Origin of the sequence: Streptomyces albidus (ex Kaewkla and Franco 2022), from assembly GCF_013870515.1 — a bacterium.
Lineage (GTDB): Bacteria > Actinomycetota > Actinomycetes > Streptomycetales > Streptomycetaceae > Streptomyces > Streptomyces albidus.
The window spans coordinates 1-19,082 of the sequence record NZ_JACBXA010000097.1 but is presented as its reverse complement, the minus strand read 5'-3'; the positions used below and the strand labels follow the sequence as shown (position 1 = coordinate 19,082).

The following is a 19,082-nucleotide window of genomic DNA, read 5'->3' as shown; positions in this document are numbered from 1 at the left end:
AGCAGCACGGCCGAGGCGAGGAACCCGCCCACCGTCAGCAGCAACGCGGCCTTCGGCGAGAGCACCAGCAGGAGCAGCCCGGTCGCGGCGAAGCCCGCGATCTGCGCAGCCTGCGCGGAGATCCGGATGAGCGAGCGCCCCAGGACGAAGGCGTCACCCGCGAGGATCTCGCCGAGGCCCGCGGCCCGTACGCCGCCGAAGAGCGGCTGTACGAACGAGGACACCGCTCGCAACGCCAGCAGCCCCGCGAGCGGCACACCCGGCACGAGCATGGCGCCGACGCTCGCCGCGCACACCAGGTCACAGCCGACCAGCACCGCACGGGCCGGGAACCGTTCGGCGACCGGGGCGAGAAGGGCGCCGCCCAGCGCCTGCGGAAGGAAGCCGAACGCGAAGGTGAGAGCGGACAGCAGGGGCGAGGCGGTTTCCGCGTAGACCAGGACCGGCAGCGCGACGTTGGCCACGACGCTGCCCAGCAGGGAGAGCACATGGGCGGCGAAGACGAACCGGAACTCCCGCACCCGGAAGACGGCCCGATAGCCCTGCCCGGGGGCGCTCGGCCCGGGCGGCGCCGCGTCCGGCCCGTCGGGGTGCGGACGGGTGCGGCCGGCGTCTCCGGGTCCGGTACGAGAAGGCATGCGGTGAGACTGTCGCGCCCGACGCGTGCTCTCTAGTCTTTCGGCACAGAGCGAATCACGGGGAGGGACATGCCTCTGCATCTGCAGTTCGGCACCGACGACTTGCTGCGCTGCAGGTTCGCCCTCTCACCGCTGTGCGAGACGCACGAGGCCGTACGTACGCTGCGCCGCACCGAGCGGCACAGCTACCACCTGCCGTGGCTGCGCAGGATCCACGCCGCCGTCGCGGATCTCGACCTCACGCCGCTGTGGCTGCTGATGCCGCAGACGGGCTACACACCGGACTTCCTCGGACCTCCGCCCGCCACGGCGGGAGGCCCGCCTGGCAGGGGCGTCACCAGAGCCGCCAGGCTTGACGGGGATTTCAGCGACGAGCTGGACCAGGTCCGCAGAACCGACCCGTCCCTGGCCCGCAGGGAACTCATCCGCTCTCTCGCCTCCACCCCGGGTGCGGCCGAGTCCGCGCGCGGGCAGGCGATGCTGGAGGATCCGGCGCGAACCGTCCAGGAGCTGGCGGACCTGACCGAGCGCGCCTGGGAGGCCCTGCTCGCCCCGGACTGGCCGCGGCTGCGGGATCTGCTGGAGGCCGACATCGCCCACCGCTCACGGCAGTTGGCCGAGGCGGGACTGGAGCGGCTGTTCGCTGATCTGCATCCGCGGCTGTCCTGGCGCGAGGGCACGCTCTCCATCCGTACGAGCTACCGCGGGCTCCAGGTGCAGGAGTTGAGGGGGCGCGGAGTCCTGCTCATGCCGAGCGTGTTCGTATGGCCCGACGTGGTCAGCGGCTTCGCCCCGCCCTGGCAGCCCGCCGTGCTCTACCCCGCGCGGGGGGTGGGCGGACTGTGGCAGCAGCCCACGAAGGACTCCGCGCAGGCACTGGCCCGGCTGCTCGGCGCCAACCGGGCCGCCGTACTGGGCGAGTTGGACGAACCCGCCTCGACGACGGCGCTGGCCGCCCGCATGGGGCTCGCGCCGTCGTCCGTCTCGGCGCACCTCTCGGCGCTGCGCGACACGGGCCTGCTGACCTCGCGGCGCGTGCACCATCAGGTGCTCTACGAGCGCACGCCGCTGGGCATCGCGCTGCTGGCCGGTGGCGCTCAGGCCTGATCCGCGAGGTGACGTTCGACGGAGTCCACCTTGGCGGTGAGCCCGTCCGTCACGCCCTCCCTGATGTCGGCCTTCAGGACGAGCGAAACCCGGGGGGCTCGCTCCTCGACGGCGGCGACCGCCTTGCGCACCACTTCCATGCACGCGTCCCAGTCGCCTTCCAGCGAGGTGAACATGGCGTCGGTGCGATGCGGCAGCCCGGACTCGCGGACGACCCGGACCGCGTCGGCGACGTACTCGCCCACGTCCTCGCCCACGCCGAGCGGCGTGACCGAGAAGGCCACGATCATGACTTCTCCTTTGCGGGGCCCTGCTCCTTGCGGGCGCGGGCGGCGATCACGCCCGCCTCCTCCTCGCGCCGGAGCAGCTTGTCGGCGAAGAAGCCGCCGGCCGGGAGCACGGACAGCGCGAACACCCACGCGGCACGTCGGAAGGGCCACTTGACGCGGTTCCAGGCGTCCATCCAGAACAGCACGTACAGCACGAAGAGCGCACCGTGCACGGCGCCCATCACCGGCACGGCGTTGAAAGTGGTGGTCCGCTTCAGCACGGAGCAGCCGAGGAGCAGCAGGAAGGAGATCGCCTCGGGGGTCGAGACCAGACGAAGACGTCGCAGTGCGGAGACCGACTTCGGGGGCAGGCCGGTCGGGGTTTCCAGGATGGCCACGGGAGATCCTCGATCGCGTGTGAAAGGCGTTTGTGAAGAGAAGCACAAGCGCTGGCCATTGTGGCAGGCCCTGCCCCCACCGGCCCAGCCCAGGGTAGGTTTCCCGTGTGGCTCAGTTCCGACTTCACAGTGCGAAAGTGCTCGCCGTCTCGATGACGGGCGACGCCGTAAAGGCGAAGAACGGCTCGATGGTCGCCTACGACGGGCAGATGGCCTTCAAGAAGCTCTCCGGCGGCGGCGAGGGCCTGCGCGGGATGGTGACCCGCCGGATAACCGGCGAGCAGATGACGGTCATGGAAGTGAAGGGCAACGGCACCTGCTACTTCGCCGACCGCGCCAGCGACATCAACCTGGTGGGGCTCAACGGCGAGACGCTGCACGTCGAGGCGAGCAACCTCCTGTGCACGGACGCCGGTCTGCGCACCGGCACCAGCTTCACCGGGCTGCGCGGCGCATCCCAGGGCAACGGCCTCTTCACGACGACCGTCGAGGGCACCGGGCAGGCTGCGCTGATGTCCGCAGGCCCCGCTGTGGTGCTGCGCGTCACGCCCGGCATGCCTCTCCAGGTCGACCCCGGCGCGTACATCGCGCATCAGGGCAACCTCCAGCAGAACTTCCAGTCCGGTGTGAACTTCCGCACCCTCATGGGCGAGGGTTCCGGGGAGTCCTTCCAGATCCGTTTCGAGGGAGACGGGCTGGTCTACGTGCAGCCCAGCGAGCGGAACACGATCGGGGGCGATGTGTGATGCCGTTCAGGGAGATCAACTCCAAGATGGTCGAGGCCCTGGTGCAGCCCGGCCAGCGGCTGTTCAGCCAGCGCGGGGCCATGATCGCCTACACCGGCGATGTGCGCTTCACGCCCAACTCGCAGGGCGGGCAGGGCGGCTTGATGTCCATGATCGGGCGCCGTGTGGCCAACGAGGCGACGCCCCTGATGACGGTCGAGGGCGCCGGCTCCGTGATGTTCGGGCACGGCGGTCACCACGTCGAGGTGATCAACCTCGACGGCGACACCCTCTGCGTCGAGGCGGACCGGCTGCTCGCGTTCGACGGGACGCTGGAGCAGGGCACGCTCTTCCTCGGCTCGGACGGCGGCGTGATGGGCATGGTGCGCGGACAGGTCACCGGCCAGGGCCTGTTCACCACGACGCTCAAGGGCAAGGGCTCGGTGGCGGTGATGGCGCACGGCGGCATCGTCCAGCTCCCGGTGACACCGGACCGTCCCGTGCATGTGGATCCGCAGGCGTACGTGGCCCACTTCGGCGACGTACGGAACAAGCTCTCCACCGCGCTCGGCTGGCGCGACATGGTGGGCCGCGGCTCCGGTGAGGGCTTTCAGCTGGAACTGTCCGGCAACGGCGCCGTGTTCGTACAGGCGAGTGAGGAGAAGCTGTGACCACCGCACCGCAGGTCATGGACGTCACAACGCTTCCGTCCAACGACAACGTCAACAACTACACCTTCTGCGTCGACCTGAACGGTCAGTGGTTCCTGCAGAAGGGCAAGATGATCGCCTACTACGGGCAGATCGAGTTCAACGGCGTCGGCCACGGGCACCTGGACCGCCTGGTCGCCACCAGCTTCCACTCGCCGCTCCACGCCGCGGACTGGGTCGTCGCCGAGGGCAGCGGCAAGATGCTGCTGGCCGACCGCGCCTTCGACGTCAACTCCTTCGACCTGGAGGACGGCAACCTCACGGTCCGCTCGGGCAACCTCCTGGCCTTCGAACCGTCGCTGTCCCTGAAGCAGTCGATCATCCCCGGCTTCCTGACCCTCATCGGCACCGGCAAGTTCGTCGCCGCGTCCAACGGCAAGGTGCACTTCGTCGAGCCGCCGGTCCGCGTCGACCCGCAGGCCCTGGTGGGCTGGGCGGACTGCCCCTCCCCCTGCCACCACTACGACCACGGCTACCTCAAGGGCGTGCTGGGCGGACTCCGTGCCATGACCGGCATCGGCGGCGCATCCGGCGAGGAGCACCAGTTCGAGTTCGTGGGCTCGGGCACCGTCCTGATCCAGTCGACCGAAGTGCTCATGGCCGAGCAGGCGACCGGTGCGGTGCCGCACGAGGCGGGCGTACCGGGCGGTGGCCAGCACGGCGGCCAGCACGGCGGCCAGCAGACCCCGCAACTCCCCGGGCAGCTCGGAAGTCTCCAGCGCAGGTTCGGGCTATGAGCACATCTGTACGGACTTCGGACAAGCCCTGGGTAGAGTCTCCTGGTATGGACACCGACAACGGGACTCGTTGGCTCACCGCGGAAGAGCAGCGGGCGTGGCGCATCCATCTGGACGTCAACCGCCTGCTCATGTATCAGCTGGAGCGTGACCTCCAGCCCTTCGGCCTGACCATGAACGACTACGAGATCCTGGTCAACCTCTCCGAGTCCGACGAACACCGGATGAGGATGAGCGACCTGGCCTCCTCCACGCTCCAGTCCAAGAGCCGCCTCTCCCACCAGATCACGCGTATGGAGAAGGCCGGCCTGGTCCGTCGCGAGAGCTGCGAATCGGACAAGCGCGGCCTGTTCGCCGTCCTCACCGAGGAGGGCTGGGACACGATGCGCAGCGTCGCACCGCACCACGTCGCCTCGGTGCGGCGCCACTTCATCGACAGGATGTCGCCCGAGGACCTGGCGCACCTCCACGAGACGCTGCTCCCCGTTGCCGAGAAGCTCCGCACCGAGCGCGGCCGGTTCTAGGTCGCGCCCTAGCTCCCGGCAGCAGGCAGCCGCAGCACGAAGCGGGCGCCGTCCGTGACGGTCAGCGTCCCGCCGTGCCGCGTCGCCACGTCCCGGGCGATGGCGAGTCCCAGCCCCGCGCCGCCTTCGTCGCGGCTGCGGGCGTCGTCCAGCCGTACGAAGCGCTCGAAGATCCGCTCCCGTTCCGCCTCCGGCACTCCGGACCCGTCGTCGGCGACCTCGAGCTCCACCCACCGCCCTTCCTCCCGTACCGCGACGGTGACCTGCGACGCGGCATGACGCTGGGCGTTCTGCAGCAGATTGACCACCACACGCGTCAACTGGGCCCGCGACCCCGACACTTCGCCCTCGGCCAGCTCGCCGAGGTGCACCGGGTGCGGGCCCCACTGCTGCTGCGCCAGCTCCTCCCGCATCAGCGCACCCAGCGCCACGCGGGCCTCACCCGGCCGCTCGCCGGCGTCCAGACGGGCCAGCAGGAGCAGATCGGTGGCGAGCTGCTGAAGGCGCACGGTGTCGGCCACGGCTCCGTCGACGTCCAGCAGGTCGGGGTGGGCGGCTCCCACTTCGAGCTGCGTACGCAGAGAGGCGATGGGGCTGCGCAGCTCGTGCGAGACGTCTGCGACGAACCGCCGCTGCCGCTCCACAGACGACTCGAGGGCGGCCAGCGTCTCGTTCGTCGTGCGGGCAAGGGCGGCCACCTCGTCCCGGGCGTCCGGCTCGGGAACCCGCCGCGAGAGGTCGGTGCTGGCAGTGATCCCGGCCATCTCGCTGCGGATGCTCTCCACGGGACGCAGCGCTCGCCGAGTCACCAGCCACGTCACTCCGGCGACGACGGCCAGGAGCGCGGGCAGGCCCAGCAGCATCGACTGCGTCACCGAAGAGACCGCTTCCTGCTGGTCCTTGAGCGAGGCTCCGGCGTACACCGTCACGGGCGTCCCGTCGCGCGTGCTGCTCTGCACGGCGACGACGCTGAAGTCCTCGCCGTCCAGCCGGACGGTCCCCTCCTCGCTGTCCCTGTCGACACCGTCATCGTCGGCCTCGGGGGGCTCTGCCTTGTCGTCGGCGTCGTCCTTGCCCCTGTCGTCGGCGTCCTTCTCGGCGTCGGAGTCCTTCTCGGAGTCCTTCTCGGCGTCCTTCTCGGCGTCCGCCTTGTCGTCGTCGGTCTCGACGCGGTTGAAGCCGGCGACGGGGCCCTTGCCTCGCAGCGACTCCCCTGCTCCGAGCACCTTCCCGCGCGGCCCGACGACCTGCACGGGTTCGTCGTGGTCGTCGTCGAGCCCGTCGATCTCCCCCACTCCCCGCGCGTTCACGTCGGAGACCTGGGCGGCCACTTCGCGGGCGGTGGACTCGGCCTGAAGCCGGGCGTTGTCGGCCAGGCCTGCGCGCAGCACCGCCACGACGGCGATCCCCGCGGCCACCAGCGCCACGGCCACCACCAGGGTCGCGCCCGACGCGGCCCGAGCCCGTACCGAACCCCTACGCATCGGCGTCCACCAACCTGTATCCGGCTCCGCGCACCGTGGCGATCCAGCCCGCCCCGAGCTTGCGCCTCAGCGCGCTGACGTAGACCTCGACGATGTTCACGTCGCCCTCGTACGCGAAGTCCCACACGTGCTCCAGGATCTCCGCCTTGGAGACGACGTCGCCCGGCCGCACCGCGAGATGCTCCAGCACCGCGAACTCCTTCGCGGTGACCTCCACGTCCCGCTCCCCCACGGACACGCGCCGGCTCCCCGGATCGACGCTGAGCGTCCCCAGCCTGAGCACCGTCCTGGCCCCGCGCGTACGCCGCCGCAGCAGGGCACGCACCCTGGCGAGCAGCACCACGTACGAGAACGGCTTGGTCAGATAGTCGTCGGCGCCGGTGTCCAGGCCCTCGGCCTCGTCGTACTCGCCGTCCTTGGCGGTCAGCATCAGCACCGGCGTCTCGTCGCCCGCGGCCCTCAGCGCTCCGCAGACGCGGTAGCCGTTCATGCCGGGCAGCATGATGTCGAGAACGATCAGGTCGTACTCGCCCTCGCTCGCCCTGTGCAGCCCCTCGGCCCCGTCGTGGACGACGTCGACGGCGAAGCCCTCGGCGGTCAGGCCCCGGGCGAGCGACAGGGCGAGCCGCCGCTCGTCCTCCACAATCAGCAAGCGCATGGGGTCCACTCTCCCGCATCCCACCTGAAGTGATCTTCAGGTGGCTTCAGGCTGCGTTCAGCATCCTCCCGCCACGGTGGGACACACATCGCAACCCACTCGGGAGGAATCATGAAGCGCAAGATCGCCATCGCGACGCTCACCGCAGCAGCCCTGGTCGGTACGGGCACGCTTTCCGCCGCGGCCTTCGCGGACGACGGCGGCGAGCAGCGCTCGGCCACGAGCGTCGTCCAGGACCGCGACGACGACCGGGGTCAGGACCGCGACGACCGCGACGACGACCGGGGTCAGGACCGCGACGACGACCGGGACGACAAGGGCGAGTCCCGCGGTGAGGACAAGGACGACCGCGCGGAGGCGAAGTCGGCCGGGACGACGGCTTCCGAGGCGGCGGCCGCCGCCGAGAAGGCCGCGCCCGGCACCGTCACCAGCGTCGACCTCGACCAGGACAGGAAGGGCCTGGTCTGGGAGGTCGAACTCATCGACGGCAAGACGTCCCACGAGGTCCAGCTGGACGCGAAGACGAACAAGGTCGTCGGCGACAAGAAGGAGTCCGCCGATGAGAACGTCCCCGCGAACCTGAAGGTCTCGGCGAAGGACGCGGCCGACAAGGCGGCGGCCCACGGCACGGTCACCTCCGTCGACCTGGACGACGACAGGAACGGCGCCTGGGAGGTGGAGACGACCGGCAAGAACGGCCAGGAGCGGGACTTCTCGGTCGACCCGGCCTCCGGCAAGCTGACGAAGCCGGCCTCGGAGAACGAGGACCACGACAGCGACGCCAGTGACGACCGCGACGACCAGGACGACCGTGACGACGACGGCCGTGACGACGACGCCCACGAGAACGACGACTGACCGTTCGCCCCTCCACGGGGCCCGGTGAACACCGGACGGGCATCCACGGCCCGGCCCTCCGCATCACGCCTCAGGCGCCGACGCGGACGGCCGGGCCGTTCGTCATGCCGCGCCTCGTTCACACGCGCGTCCGCGCTGAAGGCGGGGCGCTATGCCTCGGTCACCCCGGCGATCAGCTCGTCCGCCGCCGCGTACGGGTCGAGCGATCCGCCGACGACCCGCTCGGCCAGCGCGTCGAGCCGCTGTCCGCCCCGCAGTTCCCCCATCCGCTCACGCAGAGCGGTCACCGCGATCGTCTCGATCTCCCGCGCCGCCCGGCGCGACCGCCGCTCCGCGAGCACCCCGCGCTCCTCCATCCACGCGCGGTGCTTCTCCAGCGCCTCCATCACCTCGTCGATGCCCTCGCCCCTTGCCGCGACGGTCTTGACGATGGGAGGACGCCAGTCGCCCGGTGCGCGGGCCTCCCCCAGCCCCAGCATGTGGTTCAGCTCCCGGACGGTCGCGTCCGCCCCGTCACGGTCGGCCTTGTTGACGACGTACGCGTCGCCGATCTCCAGGATTCCGGCCTTGGCGGCCTGGATTCCGTCCCCCATGCCCGGGGCGAGCAGCACGACGCTCGTGTCGGCCTGTGCCGCGATCTCGACCTCGCTCTGCCCGACGCCGACCGTCTCGACGAGCACGATGTCGCAGCCTGCGGCGTCCAGCACCCGGATCGCCTGCGGCGCGGCCCAGGCGAGCCCGCCGAGATGGCCCCGCGTGGCCATCGAACGGATGTAGACGCCGGGGTCGGAGGCGTGCTCGCCCATCCGCACCCGGTCGCCCAGCAGGGCACCGCCGGAGAACGGCGAGGAGGGGTCGACGGCGAGAATCCCGATCCGCTTGCCCGCACGCCGGTACGCCGATACGAGCGCCGACGTGGAGGTGGACTTGCCGACGCCCGGCGATCCGGTCAGCCCGACCACGTAGGCGTTGCCGCAGTGCGGCGCCAGCGCGGCCATGACCTCGCGCAACTGCGGCGACGCCCCCTCCACGAGGGAGATCAGCCGGGCGACCGCCCTCGGCCGGCCCTCTCTCGCCTGTTCCACCAGCGCGGGGACGTCTGCCGCCATGCCTGTTGCGCTCCTTGTGTCTTCCACGGATCGCGGGCCCGGGCCCTGTTCGGGGCCCGGGCCCGGATCACGGACCTGCGGGACCGATCGCCGGGGTGCTCACACGGGCGAGGTCACTTGCCCGGGACCCGCACCACCAGCGCGTCGCCCTGACCGCCGCCACCGCACAGCGCGGCGGCACCGACGCCACCGCCCCTGCGCCCCAGCTCCAGTGCCAGGTGCAGGACGATACGCGCACCGGACATCCCGATGGGGTGCCCCAGAGCGATCGCGCCACCGTTGACGTTCACCTTTTCGGGGTCCACGCCGAGGTCCTTCATTGACTGCACGGCGACGGCCGCGAAGGCCTCGTTGATCTCGATCAGGTCGAGCTGGTCGGCGCTGAGCCCGCTCCCGTCCTTCGCCAGCGCGTGCTCGATGGCACGGGAGGGCTGGGACTGGAGGGAGTTGTCGGGGCCGGCCACGTTGCCGTGGGCGCCGATCTCCGCGATCCATTCCAGGCCGAGCTCCTCCGCCTTGGCCTTGCTCATGACCACGACCGCCGCGGCGCCGTCGGAGATCTGCGACGCCGAACCGGCGGTGATCGTCCCGTCCTTGGCGAAGGCGGGGCGCAGCTTGCCGAGGGACTCGGCGGTCGCCTCGCCCCGGATGCCCTCGTCCTGGCTGAAGACGACCGGGTCGCCCTTGCGCTGCGGGATCTCCACCGGGGTGATCTCGGCCTCGAAGAGGCCGTTCTTCTGCGCCGCCGCCGCGCGCTGGTGCGAGCGTGCGGCCACCTCGTCCTGCTCGGGACGGGCGATGCCGAGCCTGGTGTTGTGCTTCTCCGTCGAGGCGCCCATGGCGATGTTCTCGAAGGAGTCGGTCAGCCCGTCGTGCGCCATGGCGTCGAGCATCTCGACGGCGCCGTACTTGTAGCCCTCACGGGACTTCGGCAGCAGGTGCGGCGCGTTCGTCATCGACTCCTGGCCGCCCGCGACGACGACGTCGAACTCGCCGGCACGGACGAGCTGGTCGGCGAGCGCGATCGCGTCGAGCCCGGAGAGGCAGACCTTGTTGACGGTCAACGCAGGCACGTTCATCGGGATGCCGGCCTTGACGGCGGCCTGACGTGCGGGGATCTGGCCGGCTCCGGCCTGGAGCACCTGCCCCATGATCACGTACTCGACCTGGTCGCCGCTGATCCCCGCCCGCTCCAGCGCGGCCTTGATGGCGAAGCCGCCGAGGTCGGCCCCGGAGAAGGACTTGAGCGAGCCGAGCAGCCGCCCCATGGGAGTGCGCGCACCGGAGACGATCACTGAGGTGGACGTACGAGCTGACGTACCAGTCATGAGGGTTCGGGTCCCTTCGGCAAAAAGTTAACGAGGGTTAAGGGAGGCACCGCCAATGTACTGAGCAGTACTGTCCCGGGTCACCGGTCAGCCGGTGTGACCGTGCGCACGTTGCGTAACCAAGCGTCGAGGCGCTGCACTGGGGCCATGCTGACGCGTATCGACCACATCGGGATCGCCTGTTTCGACCTTGACCGGACCGTCGACTTCTACCGTGCCACTTACGGCTTCGAGGTCTTCCACACCGAGGTCAACGAGGAGCAGGGGGTCCGCGAGGCCATGCTCCGGATCAACGGCACCGACGACGGCGGCTCCTCCTACCTCCAGCTGCTGGAGCCCGTCCGGGAGGACTCGACGGTCGCCAAATGGCTGGACAAGAACGGAGAAGGCGTCCACCACATCGCCTTCGGCACCGCGGACGTGGACGCGGACGCGGCCGCGATCGGGGAGCGCGGCGTCCGCGTTCTCTACGACGAACCGCGCCGCGGCTCGATGGACTCCCGCATCACGTTCCTGCACCCCAAGGACTGCCACGGAGTTCTCACGGAACTGGTCACCGCGGCCGCCCCGCACACCTCTCCGGATTCACCGGCGGCAACGGACCACTGACGCCCGCCTTTCGGCCCGGTAGAGTGGCCACTCGGCCGGGGCGGGCCTCCGTACATTTCGGGCGGAAGGCTTCCGGGGCTGGAGAACCGGCCCGCGTTCCGCCGATGATCTGACACCATCTGCACGACGGGTCAGTTCACCACGACGACCAGGGGACGGATGGGACCGCGCAGTGCGGGGCTACGACCGCTACGAGGCTGACGACCACCTCTCGCAGTTCGAGGCCGAGATGGAGCGGCTGAAGAAGGAGCGGGAGAAGGCCGTCGACCATGCCGACGACCTCGGCTACCAGGTCGAAGTGCTGCGCGCCAAGCTGCACGAGGCGCGCCGCGCCATCGCCACGCGCCCAGCCGGGTACGACAACCTCTCCCAGCAGGCCGAGGCGCTGCTTCGCAATGCGCAGCACCAGGCCGACCAGATGCGCGCCGACGCCGAGCGCGAGCTGCGCGACGCCCGCATGGAGACCCAGCGGCTGCTCCAGGAGCGTGCCGAGCAGCAGTCCCGGCTGGAGTCGGAGCTGCACGCCGAGGCCGTGCGCCGCCGCCAGCAGCTCGACCTGGAGCTGGCCGAGCGCCGCTCCACCGTCGAGTCCCACGTCAACGAGAACGTCGCCTGGGCCGAGCAGCTCCGTGCCCGTACGGAACAGCAGGCGCAGCGCCTCATGGAGGAGACCCGCGCCGAGACGGAGCGCTCCCTCTCCCAGGCCCGCGAAGAGGCCCAGCGAAGCGCCGAGGAGACGCGCACCAGGCTCAGTTCGGAGGCCGAGCAGGCCCGGTCGGAAGCCGACGACATCCTGCGCCGTGCCCGTGCCGAGGCCGAGCGGCTGCTGACGTCCGCCTCCACGCAGGCGCAGGAGGCCAGCGAGCACGCGGAGCAGCTGCGCACCTCCACCAGCACCGAATCCGAGACGTCCCGGCGCGAGGCAGCCGATCTCGTGCGCCGAGCGGGCGAGCGGATGCAGGAGGCGGAGGCCGCGCTGCGCGAGGCCCGCGCCGAGGCCGAGCAGAAGCTGGCGGACGCGGCCGACGCCGCGGCGAAGACCCTCGCCGACGCCGAATCGGACAACGACCAGCGCACCCGTACGGCCAAGGCCGAGGTCGCGCGCATGGTCAGCCAGGCCACCAAGGAGTCGGAGGCCATCAAGTCCGAGGCCGAGCAGCTCCGCGAGGAGGCCAAGGCCCAGGCCGAGCAGGTGATCGCGGAGGCCAAGGAGGAGGCCCGGTCGAGGTCGGCCGAGGAGTCCGCGAACCAGCTCGCCGAGGCCGCCCGCACAGCCGAGGACGCGCTCGACAAGGCTTCCGCGGAGGCCAAGGCCACCACGCGTTCGGCCGTGGAGGAAGCGGAGCGGATCCGCCGGGAGGCCGAAGACGAGGCGGAACGCCTGCGTTCCGAGGCCCGGAGGCTGGTCGAGGAGCTCGAGGGCGCCGCCAAGGACGACACGAAGGAGTACCGCGAGAAGACCGTCGAGCTTCAGGAGGAAGCCCGGCGGCTGCGCGACGAGGCCGAGCACCTGCGTGCGGACGCCGTCGAGGAAGGCGAGCGCATCCGCGGCGAGGCCAGGCGCGACGCCGTACAGCAGATCGAGGAGGCGGCGAACAACGCCGAGGAACTGCTGATCAAGGCGAAGGCCGACGCGGAGGACACCCGCAGCGACGCCACCACCGAGAGCGACAGGGTCCGCTCCGAGGCCATCGAGCGCGCGACGACGTTGCGCCGGCAGGCCGACGAGGCGCTGGAGCGTGCGAACGCGGAGGCCGAGGAGCTGCGCTCCACGGCCGAACAGCAGGCCAGCCAGACGCGTTCGGACGCCGACGAGGCCGGACGGCGCATCCGCGAGGAGGCCGAGCAGGCCGCCCGCGACCGCAAGGCGGAGGCGGCCGACGAGCTGGAGCGGCTGCACACCGAGGCCGAGACGAAGCTGTCGAACGCCGAGCAGGCGCTGTCCGACGCGCGCAGCGAAGCGGAGCGGCTGCGCGAAGAGGCCCGTACCGAGACCGAGCGGCTGCGCCTCGAGTCGGCCGAGCGGCTGCGCACGCTCCAGCAGCAGGCCGAGGAGGACGCCGAGCGGCTCCGTTCGGAGGCGCACTCGGACGCTTCGCGTGCGCGTGCCGAGGGTGAGGCCCTGGCCGTGCAGCTGCGCAGCGACGCCGCCTCGGAGGCGGAGCGGCTGCGTGCCGAGGCTCAGGACACCGCCGACCGGATCAGGTCCGAGGCGAACCTCGCTTCCGAGCGGACGAACGCCGAGGCCGCGGAGGCCCTGTCGGCCGCCCGCGAGGAGGCCGAGCGGCGTCGGCGCGAGGCCGAGCAGCTGCTCTCCGAGGCCCGCGAGGAAGCGCACCGCGAACGCAGGGACGCGCGCGAACAGAGCGACGAGCTTCTGGCCGCCGCCCGGCAGCGGGTCGAGGACGCCCAGACGGAGGCCGCGCGGCTCGTCGAGGAGGCGGAGCGCCGCGCTGCGGACATGGTGGGCACCGCCGAGGAGACCGCTCAGCAGGTACGCGACTCCGTCGCAGGGCTGCACGAGCAGGCCGAGGAGGAGATCGCGCGCCAGCGGATCGCCGCCGAGCGCACCGTCGCCACGCTGCGCCAGGAGGCGCAGGAGGAGACCGAGGCCGCCAAGTCCATGGCGGAGACCACGGTTTCGGAGGCGCTGGAGGAGTCCGAGCGTTCACGTGCGGAGTCCGAGCGCATCCTGGACGAGGCCCGCGAGAAGGCGGCCCGCCGTCGCAACGAGGCCGCCGAACAGGCCGACCAGCTGGTCGCCGAGGCGCGCGAGGAGGCCCGCCGCGCGCAGACCGCCGCCGAAGAGCAGTCCGACAGCATGGTGGGCGCCGCCCGCCGGGAGTCGGACCGCCTGGTCGCCGAGGCCCGCCAGGAGGGCCGCGAGCTGGTGGAGCGGGCGCGCCACGACTCCAACACCATGCTGGACGAGGCGCGCAGCGACTCCGCCGCGATCAGGGAGCGCACGGAGGAGCAGCGCTCCCGCGTCGAGCGTGAGATCGAGCAGCTGCACGAGCGCGCTCGGCGCGAGTCCTCCGAGGCGATGCAGAGCGCCGGCGAGCGCTGCGACAAGCTGGTGAAGGCTGCGCAGGAGCAGCTGCGCGACGCCGAGGAGAAGGCCGCGCGCCTCGTGCGTGAGGCCGATGACGAGGCGGGCAGCGTCCGCGTCTCCGCGGTGAAGAAGGCCGAGGGCCTGCTCAAGGACGCCGAGCAGCGCAAGGCCGAGATGGTGCGTGAGGCCGAGCAGCTCCGCTCGGAAGCGGCAATGGAGGCGGAGCGTACGGTCGAGGCCGGACAGCGCGAACTGGAGGTGCTGGAGCGCCGGCAGGAGAACATCAACGCCGAGATCTCCCGTGTGCAGGACGTGCTGGAGGCGCTGGAGTCCTTCGAGTCTTCCGGCGCCGGCGGCGGCACGGAAGGCGGCGGCGGCAAGAAGAACGGTGCCGACGCCGGGTCAACCAACGGTGTGGCCGCGGGTGTTGGTGCAGGCACGACTCGCTCGGGTGGCAAGGATTCCGGCGGTTAGCCACTCGAACGAGCGCACATTCTCCAGATCAAACCGGCAATGGCTCGATGACACGCCGACTTGGCCCCTAGGATTCCCCCTATAACTCCCCGTCTGATAACCCGTCTGACTCGACAGGAACCCCATGAGCGACACTTCCTCCCCATTCGGCTTCGAGCTCGTGCGGCGTGGCTACGACCGCGGGCAGGTGGACGACCGCATCACGAAGCTCGTCGCCGACCGTGACAGCGCACTGTCCCGCATCACCTCTCTGGAAAAGCGCATCGAGGAGCTCCACCTCGAGACGCAGAACGCCCAGGCCCAGGTAAATGACGCCGAGCCGTCCTACGCCGGGCTGGGCGCACGTGTCGAGAAGATCCTCCGCCTCGCCGAGGAGGAGGCCAAGGACCTGCGTGATGAGGCCCGCAAGGCCGCCGACCAGCACCGCGAGCTGGCCGAAGGCGCAGCCCAGCAGGTGCGCAACGACGCGGAGGCCTACGCCTCCGACCGCAGGTCCAAGGCCGAGGACGAGGGCGCGAGCATCGTCGAGAAGGCCAAGGGCGAGGCCACCAGCCTGCGCACGGAGGCGGAGAAGGACGCGCAGTCCAAGCGCGAGGAGGCGGACTCCCTCTTCGAGGACACCCGCGCCAAGGCCGCCCAGGCCGCCGCCGACTTCGAGACCAACCTCGCCAAGCGCCGCGAGCAGTCCGAGCGCGACCTCGCCTCCCGTCAGGCGAAGGCGGAGAAGCGCCTGGCGGAGATCGAGCACCGCGCCGAGCAGCTGCGTCTCGAGGCCGAGAAGCTGCGTACGGACGCGGAGCGCCGTGCCCGTCAGACGGTCGAGACGGCCCAGCGCCAGGCCGAGGACATCGTGGCCGACGCCAACGCGAAGGCGGACCGCGTCCGCAGCGAGTCCGAGCGCGAGCTGGCCGCTCTCACCAACCGCCGCGACAGCATCAACGCTCAGCTGACCAACGTCCGCGAGATGCTGGCCACCCTCACCGGTGCGGCCGTCGCCGCGGCCGGCCAGGGCGGCGAGGAGACGGACTCCGAGGACGAGGGCGCCGCACGCAGCGTCCCCGCCCAGCAGTCCCGCTGACGCAGGCAGCACGCACGAGCAGTCCCGGGCCCGGCACCTCAGGTGCCGGGCCCGTCTGTGTCCCGGGGCGATTGTTCTGTGCGGGGTCTCGGTGGTGCCGGGTCCGCACGCGGAGTTCCCGGTACGCGGCGGTGCCCCGTTCCGCGGCCGTTCCGCGGGGCGCAAGCCCCTCACGACACCGGAACCTGGTTGTCCGTCCTGCTAAGGACGACCTCGCCGCGCTCCGCCCGTAACGCCGGGAAGCGCCCGTGAACTGGTGGTAATCCGTTGTGGCGGTGACTGCGAACGGCTGGCCATGGCGGCTGTGCACGCATAGCGTCGTCGCATGATTGAGCTGCAGGCGCTGACGAAGAGGTACGGCGACAAGACGGCCGTGGACCACCTCACCTTCAGCGTGCGTCCAGGCATCGTCACCGGGTTCCTCGGCCCCAACGGGGCGGGCAAGTCCACGACGATGCGCATGATGCTGGGCCTGGACAGTCCCACCAGCGGCAGCATCCGCATCGACGGCAAGCGCTACAACCAGCTGCGGGACCCTCTGAACCACATCGGGGCGCTGCTGGAGGCCAAGGCCGTCCACGGCGGACGCACCGCCTACAACCACCTGCTGTGTATGGCGCAGTCCAACAACATCCCGAAGAAGCGCATCAACGAGGTGCTGGATCTCGTCGGCCTCAGCGACGTCGCCAGGAAGAGGCCGAAGGGCTTCTCCCTCGGGATGGGGCAGCGCCTCGGCATCGCGGGCGCCCTCCTCGGCGACCCGAAGATCCTGATGTTCGACGAGCCGGTCAACGGCCTCGACCCCGAGGGCATCCACTGGATCCGCAACCTGATGCAGCACCTGGCCTCCGAGGGCCGCACCGTCTTCGTCTCGTCCCACCTGATGAGCGAGATGTCGCTGACCGCCGAGCATCTGGTGGTCATCGGCCGCGGCAAGCTCCTCGCGGACACGTCCATGGCGGACTTCATCGCCAAGAACTCGCGCACGTTCGTCCGCGTCCGCACGCCGGAGCCCGAACGGATGCGGGACATCCTCGTCCACTCCGGCGTCATGCCCGTCTTCGAGGAGGACGGGGCGATGCAGGTGGACGGAGTCGATCCCGCCCGCATCGGCGAACTGGCCGCCTGGTACCGGGTCGTCCTGCATGAGCTGAGCCCGCAGAAGGCGTCCTTGGAGGAGGCGTTCATGCAGCTGACGGCGGGGTCGGTGGAGTACCAGGCACAGGGGAAGGGCGAGCAGCCCAGTCGGCAGACCGGCCAGGCCGGCAGGAGGAGGCGCTAGAGCATGCCGCACACAACCCGGGTTCTCCACTCGGAGTGGACCAAGATCCGTTCCGTACGCTCCACGCTGTGGACGCTGGTCACGGCGCTGACGGTGACCGTCGGACTCTCCGCCCTCATCTGCGCCTTCACCGCGTCCCAGTTCGACAAGCTGGGCAAGAACGAGCAGCTGAACTTCGACGCGACGCAGACGAGCTTCTCGGGCTCCGGCCTCGGGCAGCTGGCGATGATCGCGTTCGGCGTGCTGATCGTCTCCGGCGAGTACAACACCGGCATGATTCGCAGCTCGCTGGCCGCAGTTCCCCAGCGGAGCGTCTTCATCGCCGCGAAGATCTTCGTGGCGGGAGGCCTCGTGCTGGTGGTCGGAATGGCGACCAGCTTCCTGGCCTTCTTCGTCGGGCAGGCACTGCTCGGCGAGCACAGCGTCTCGATCGACGACAAGGGCGTGCTGCGCGCGGTTCTCGGCGGCGGGATCTACATGACGCTGATCGCGCTCTTCGCGATGGGGCTGACCTTCGTGCTGCGCAGCCCGTTGCTCGCCTTCGGCATCCTGATGCCGTTCTTCTTCCTCATCTCCAACATCCTGGGCAACGTGAACGCCACGAAGGAGTACGCGCAGTACCTGCCCGACCAGGCCGGCAAGACGGTCACCGCGGTGGTGCCGGAGTCGCTGAGCCGTCCGTACGGGCCGTACGAAGGGCTTCTGATCATGGTGGGCTGGACGGTCGCGGCGCTGCTCGCCGGCTGGATCGTCCTGAAGAAGCGCGACGCCTGACCACGCCTCACCCGGCGGCTCCGACAGCTTGTACGAACCACCGAACGGAACCGAACAGGGGCCTTGTAGCCTCCTAGGCCATGCCCGGGGGTGAGGCAGCCCCACACTGCGTCCAGGGACGAATCGAATGATCGAGGCGTACGGCCTGACAAAGCGCTACGGCGCCAAGACGGCCGTCTACAACCTGTCCTTCCAGGTACGGCCGGGAACGGTGACCGGCTTCCTCGGGCCCAACGGCTCGGGCAAGTCGACCACGATGAGGATGATCCTGGGCCTGGACGCTCCGTCGGCCGGCAAGGTCACCATCGGCGGCCACTCCTTCCGCAACCTGCCCAACGCGCCCCGCCAGGTCGGCGCCCTGCTGGACGCGAAGGCGGTTCACGGCGGGCGCTCCGCGCGCAGCCACCTCCTGTCGCTGGCGCAGCTCTCGGGCATCCCCGCCCGCCGCGTGGACGAGGTCCTGGGCGTGGTCGGACTCCAGCAGGTGGCGAGGAAGCGGTCCCAGGGCTTCTCGCTCGGCATGGGCCAGCGGCTCGGCATCGCGGCCGCACTGCTCGGGGACCCCCAGGTGCTCCTCTTCGACGAGCCGGTCAACGGCCTCGACCCCGAAGGCATCCTGTGGGTGCGCAATCTGATGAAGCAGCTGGCGAGCGAGGGCCGCACGGTCTTCGTCTCGTCCCATCTGATGAGTGAGATGGCGCTGACGGCCGAGCACCTCATCGTCATCGGACGTGGACAGCTGATGGCCGACACCTCGGTCACGGAGTTCATCGCCCAGAACTCGGTGGGATTCGCCCGCGTCCGTACGCCCGAAGGGGACCCGGGCCAGCGGGAGAAGCTGACGTCCGCCGTGCACGAGGCGGGCGGCCACGTGCAGCCCGAGGAGGACGGCGCCCTGCGCGTGAGCGGTCTGCCGCTCCCGCAGATCAGCGACCTCGCGCACAGTGCGGACGTGCGGCTGTGGGAGCTGTCGCCGCATCAGGCGTCCCTGGAGGAGGCCTACATGCGGCTCACGCAGGGCGCGGTGGACTACCGCTCCACCGTGGACCCGCGCTCGGGTCTGCAACAGCAGCAACAACAACAGGTGGCGGCGCAGCTGGGAGTACCGATGGGCCCCGGGGCGCCGATGGGCGGCCCGGCAGGACCGGGCGGATGGGGCGTTCCGCCGGAGTCGATGCCCCCGCAGGGCGGAGGGTACGGCGGCGCACCGGGGTACGGGCCGCCTCCCGTTCCGGGCGCCGAGCCGAATCCCTACGCGGCCCCGCCCG

18 protein-coding genes and 1 pseudogene are annotated in these 19,082 nt (G+C 70.7%); 12 read left to right on the top strand and 7 right to left on the bottom strand.

Annotated features, from left to right (window positions below):
- A pseudogene (locus H5J26_RS16240) lies at nt 1-638 on the bottom strand (MFS transporter); the annotation flags it as partial.
- Between the two features lie 69 nt (nt 639-707).
- On the opposite strand from H5J26_RS16240, the gene H5J26_RS16235 reads away from it, so the two are divergent.
- Nucleotides 708-1,745 carry an ArsR/SmtB family transcription factor gene (locus H5J26_RS16235; protein ID WP_181766576.1) on the top strand — a complete coding sequence of 346 codons (1,038 nt, stop codon included), beginning with the start codon at nt 708-710 and terminating at the stop codon, nt 1,743-1,745.
- On the opposite strand, the gene H5J26_RS16230 is transcribed toward H5J26_RS16235, so the two are convergent.
- Together H5J26_RS16230 and H5J26_RS16225 are read right to left on the bottom strand one after the other, a co-directional pair.
- Nucleotides 1,736-2,035 carry an MTH1187 family thiamine-binding protein gene (locus H5J26_RS16230; RefSeq protein ID WP_181766575.1) on the bottom strand — a complete coding sequence of 100 codons (300 nt, stop codon included), beginning with the start codon at nt 2,033-2,035 and terminating at the stop codon, nt 1,736-1,738. The genes H5J26_RS16235 and H5J26_RS16230 overlap by 10 nt on opposite strands.
- Nucleotides 2,032-2,412: a DUF3817 domain-containing protein gene (locus H5J26_RS16225; RefSeq protein WP_419183808.1), complete on the bottom strand. Its 381-nt coding sequence runs from the start codon at nt 2,410-2,412 to the stop codon at nt 2,032-2,034. Before H5J26_RS16225 ends, H5J26_RS16230 begins: the two co-directional genes overlap by 4 nt.
- 107 nt (nt 2,413-2,519) lie before the next feature.
- Between H5J26_RS16225 and H5J26_RS16220 the strand changes: the two genes are divergently transcribed.
- The 4 genes from H5J26_RS16220 to H5J26_RS16205 are packed head-to-tail and all read left to right on the top strand — an operon-like array spanning nt 2,520 to nt 5,108.
- Nucleotides 2,520-3,158 carry an AIM24 family protein gene (locus H5J26_RS16220; RefSeq protein ID WP_181766574.1) on the top strand — a complete coding sequence of 213 codons (639 nt, stop codon included), beginning with the start codon at nt 2,520-2,522 and terminating at the stop codon, nt 3,156-3,158.
- Entirely contained in the window at nt 3,158-3,808 is a 651-nt protein-coding gene (locus H5J26_RS16215; protein ID WP_181766573.1) for an AIM24 family protein, read from the top strand. Before H5J26_RS16220 ends, H5J26_RS16215 begins: the two co-directional genes overlap by 1 nt.
- 17 nt (nt 3,809-3,825) lie before the next feature.
- Entirely contained in the window at nt 3,826-4,584 is a 759-nt protein-coding gene (locus tag H5J26_RS16210) for an AIM24 family protein (RefSeq protein WP_181766577.1), read from the top strand.
- 47 nt (nt 4,585-4,631) lie between these two features.
- Nucleotides 4,632-5,108, top strand: coding sequence for a MarR family winged helix-turn-helix transcriptional regulator (locus tag H5J26_RS16205; protein WP_181766572.1), 477 nt, complete (start codon nt 4,632-4,634; stop codon nt 5,106-5,108).
- Nucleotides 5,109-5,116: 8 nt separating this feature from the next.
- On the opposite strand, the gene H5J26_RS16200 is transcribed toward H5J26_RS16205, so the two are convergent.
- Together H5J26_RS16200 and H5J26_RS16195 are read right to left on the bottom strand one after the other, a co-directional pair.
- The gene (locus tag H5J26_RS16200) at nt 5,117-6,592 is read right to left on the bottom strand and encodes a sensor histidine kinase (protein WP_181766571.1); all 1,476 of its coding nucleotides are present in this window, start codon (nt 6,590-6,592) and stop codon (nt 5,117-5,119) included.
- Complete coding sequence (locus H5J26_RS16195) at nt 6,585-7,250, bottom strand: response regulator transcription factor (protein ID WP_181766570.1); 666 nt, start codon at nt 7,248-7,250, stop codon at nt 6,585-6,587. The genes H5J26_RS16200 and H5J26_RS16195 overlap by 8 nt, the downstream gene beginning before the upstream one ends.
- A gap of 111 nt (nt 7,251-7,361) precedes the next feature.
- On the opposite strand from H5J26_RS16195, the gene H5J26_RS16190 reads away from it, so the two are divergent.
- On the top strand, nt 7,362-8,108 hold the full coding sequence (locus H5J26_RS16190) for a PepSY domain-containing protein (protein ID WP_181766569.1): 747 nt from the start codon (nt 7,362-7,364) through the stop codon (nt 8,106-8,108).
- A 149-nt stretch (nt 8,109-8,257) separates the two neighbouring features.
- Here the strand turns inward: H5J26_RS16190 and meaB are convergent, their stop codons facing one another.
- Nucleotides 8,258-9,217: a methylmalonyl Co-A mutase-associated GTPase MeaB gene (meaB, locus tag H5J26_RS16185; protein WP_181766568.1), complete on the bottom strand. Its 960-nt coding sequence runs from the start codon at nt 9,215-9,217 to the stop codon at nt 8,258-8,260.
- A 113-nt stretch (nt 9,218-9,330) separates the two neighbouring features.
- A complete protein-coding gene (locus H5J26_RS16180; protein WP_309237943.1) occupies nt 9,331-10,512 on the bottom strand; it encodes an acetyl-CoA C-acetyltransferase in 1,182 nt (393 codons plus the stop codon).
- Between the two features lie 180 nt (nt 10,513-10,692).
- Here H5J26_RS16180 and mce point away from each other — a divergent pair, with 180 nt between their 5' ends.
- From mce to H5J26_RS16150, 6 genes are all read left to right on the top strand, one after another.
- On the top strand, nt 10,693-11,154 hold the full coding sequence (gene mce, locus H5J26_RS16175; RefSeq protein WP_181766566.1) for a methylmalonyl-CoA epimerase: 462 nt from the start codon (nt 10,693-10,695) through the stop codon (nt 11,152-11,154).
- A 172-nt stretch (nt 11,155-11,326) separates the two neighbouring features.
- Nucleotides 11,327-14,680 (top strand): polarized growth protein Scy, encoded by a 3,354-nt coding sequence (scy, locus tag H5J26_RS16170; RefSeq protein ID WP_181766565.1) that lies wholly within the window; start codon nt 11,327-11,329, stop codon nt 14,678-14,680.
- Between the two features lie 124 nt (nt 14,681-14,804).
- The gene (locus H5J26_RS16165) at nt 14,805-15,758 is read left to right on the top strand and encodes a cellulose-binding protein (protein WP_181766564.1); all 954 of its coding nucleotides are present in this window, start codon (nt 14,805-14,807) and stop codon (nt 15,756-15,758) included.
- Nucleotides 15,759-16,083: 325 nt separating this feature from the next.
- Nucleotides 16,084-17,040 carry an ABC transporter ATP-binding protein gene (locus tag H5J26_RS16160; protein WP_181766563.1) on the top strand — a complete coding sequence of 319 codons (957 nt, stop codon included), beginning with the start codon at nt 16,084-16,086 and terminating at the stop codon, nt 17,038-17,040.
- A 3-nt stretch (nt 17,041-17,043) separates the two neighbouring features.
- Nucleotides 17,044-17,814 carry an ABC transporter permease gene (locus tag H5J26_RS16155; RefSeq protein WP_181766562.1) on the top strand — a complete coding sequence of 257 codons (771 nt, stop codon included), beginning with the start codon at nt 17,044-17,046 and terminating at the stop codon, nt 17,812-17,814.
- 127 nt (nt 17,815-17,941) lie between these two features.
- On the top strand, nt 17,942-19,082 hold a 1,141-nt coding region (locus H5J26_RS16150), incomplete at its 3' end, for an ATP-binding cassette domain-containing protein (protein WP_181766561.1).

What these genes read in the sequence shown, in the direction of transcription:
- H5J26_RS16190 (WP_181766569.1), top strand. Translation starts at nt 7,362, where the DNA reads ATGAAGCGCAAGATCGCCATCGCGACGCTCACCGCAGCAGCCCTGGTC.
- meaB (WP_181766568.1), bottom strand. Translation starts at nt 9,217, where the DNA reads ATGGCGGCAGACGTCCCCGCGCTGGTGGAACAGGCGAGAGAGGGCCGG.
- H5J26_RS16215 (WP_181766573.1), top strand. Translation starts at nt 3,158, where the DNA reads ATGCCGTTCAGGGAGATCAACTCCAAGATGGTCGAGGCCCTGGTGCAG.
- H5J26_RS16195 (WP_181766570.1), bottom strand. Translation starts at nt 7,250, where the DNA reads ATGCGCTTGCTGATTGTGGAGGACGAGCGGCGGCTCGCCCTGTCGCTC.
- H5J26_RS16165 (WP_181766564.1), top strand. Translation starts at nt 14,805, where the DNA reads ATGAGCGACACTTCCTCCCCATTCGGCTTCGAGCTCGTGCGGCGTGGC.
- mce (WP_181766566.1), top strand. Translation starts at nt 10,693, where the DNA reads ATGCTGACGCGTATCGACCACATCGGGATCGCCTGTTTCGACCTTGAC.
- H5J26_RS16155 (WP_181766562.1), top strand. Translation starts at nt 17,044, where the DNA reads ATGCCGCACACAACCCGGGTTCTCCACTCGGAGTGGACCAAGATCCGT.
- H5J26_RS16210 (WP_181766577.1), top strand. Translation starts at nt 3,826, where the DNA reads ATGGACGTCACAACGCTTCCGTCCAACGACAACGTCAACAACTACACC.
- H5J26_RS16205 (WP_181766572.1), top strand. Translation starts at nt 4,632, where the DNA reads ATGGACACCGACAACGGGACTCGTTGGCTCACCGCGGAAGAGCAGCGG.
- H5J26_RS16235 (WP_181766576.1), top strand. Translation starts at nt 708, where the DNA reads ATGCCTCTGCATCTGCAGTTCGGCACCGACGACTTGCTGCGCTGCAGG.
- H5J26_RS16160 (WP_181766563.1), top strand. Translation starts at nt 16,084, where the DNA reads ATGATTGAGCTGCAGGCGCTGACGAAGAGGTACGGCGACAAGACGGCC.
- H5J26_RS16230 (WP_181766575.1), bottom strand. Translation starts at nt 2,035, where the DNA reads ATGATCGTGGCCTTCTCGGTCACGCCGCTCGGCGTGGGCGAGGACGTG.
- H5J26_RS16200 (WP_181766571.1), bottom strand. Translation starts at nt 6,592, where the DNA reads ATGCGTAGGGGTTCGGTACGGGCTCGGGCCGCGTCGGGCGCGACCCTG.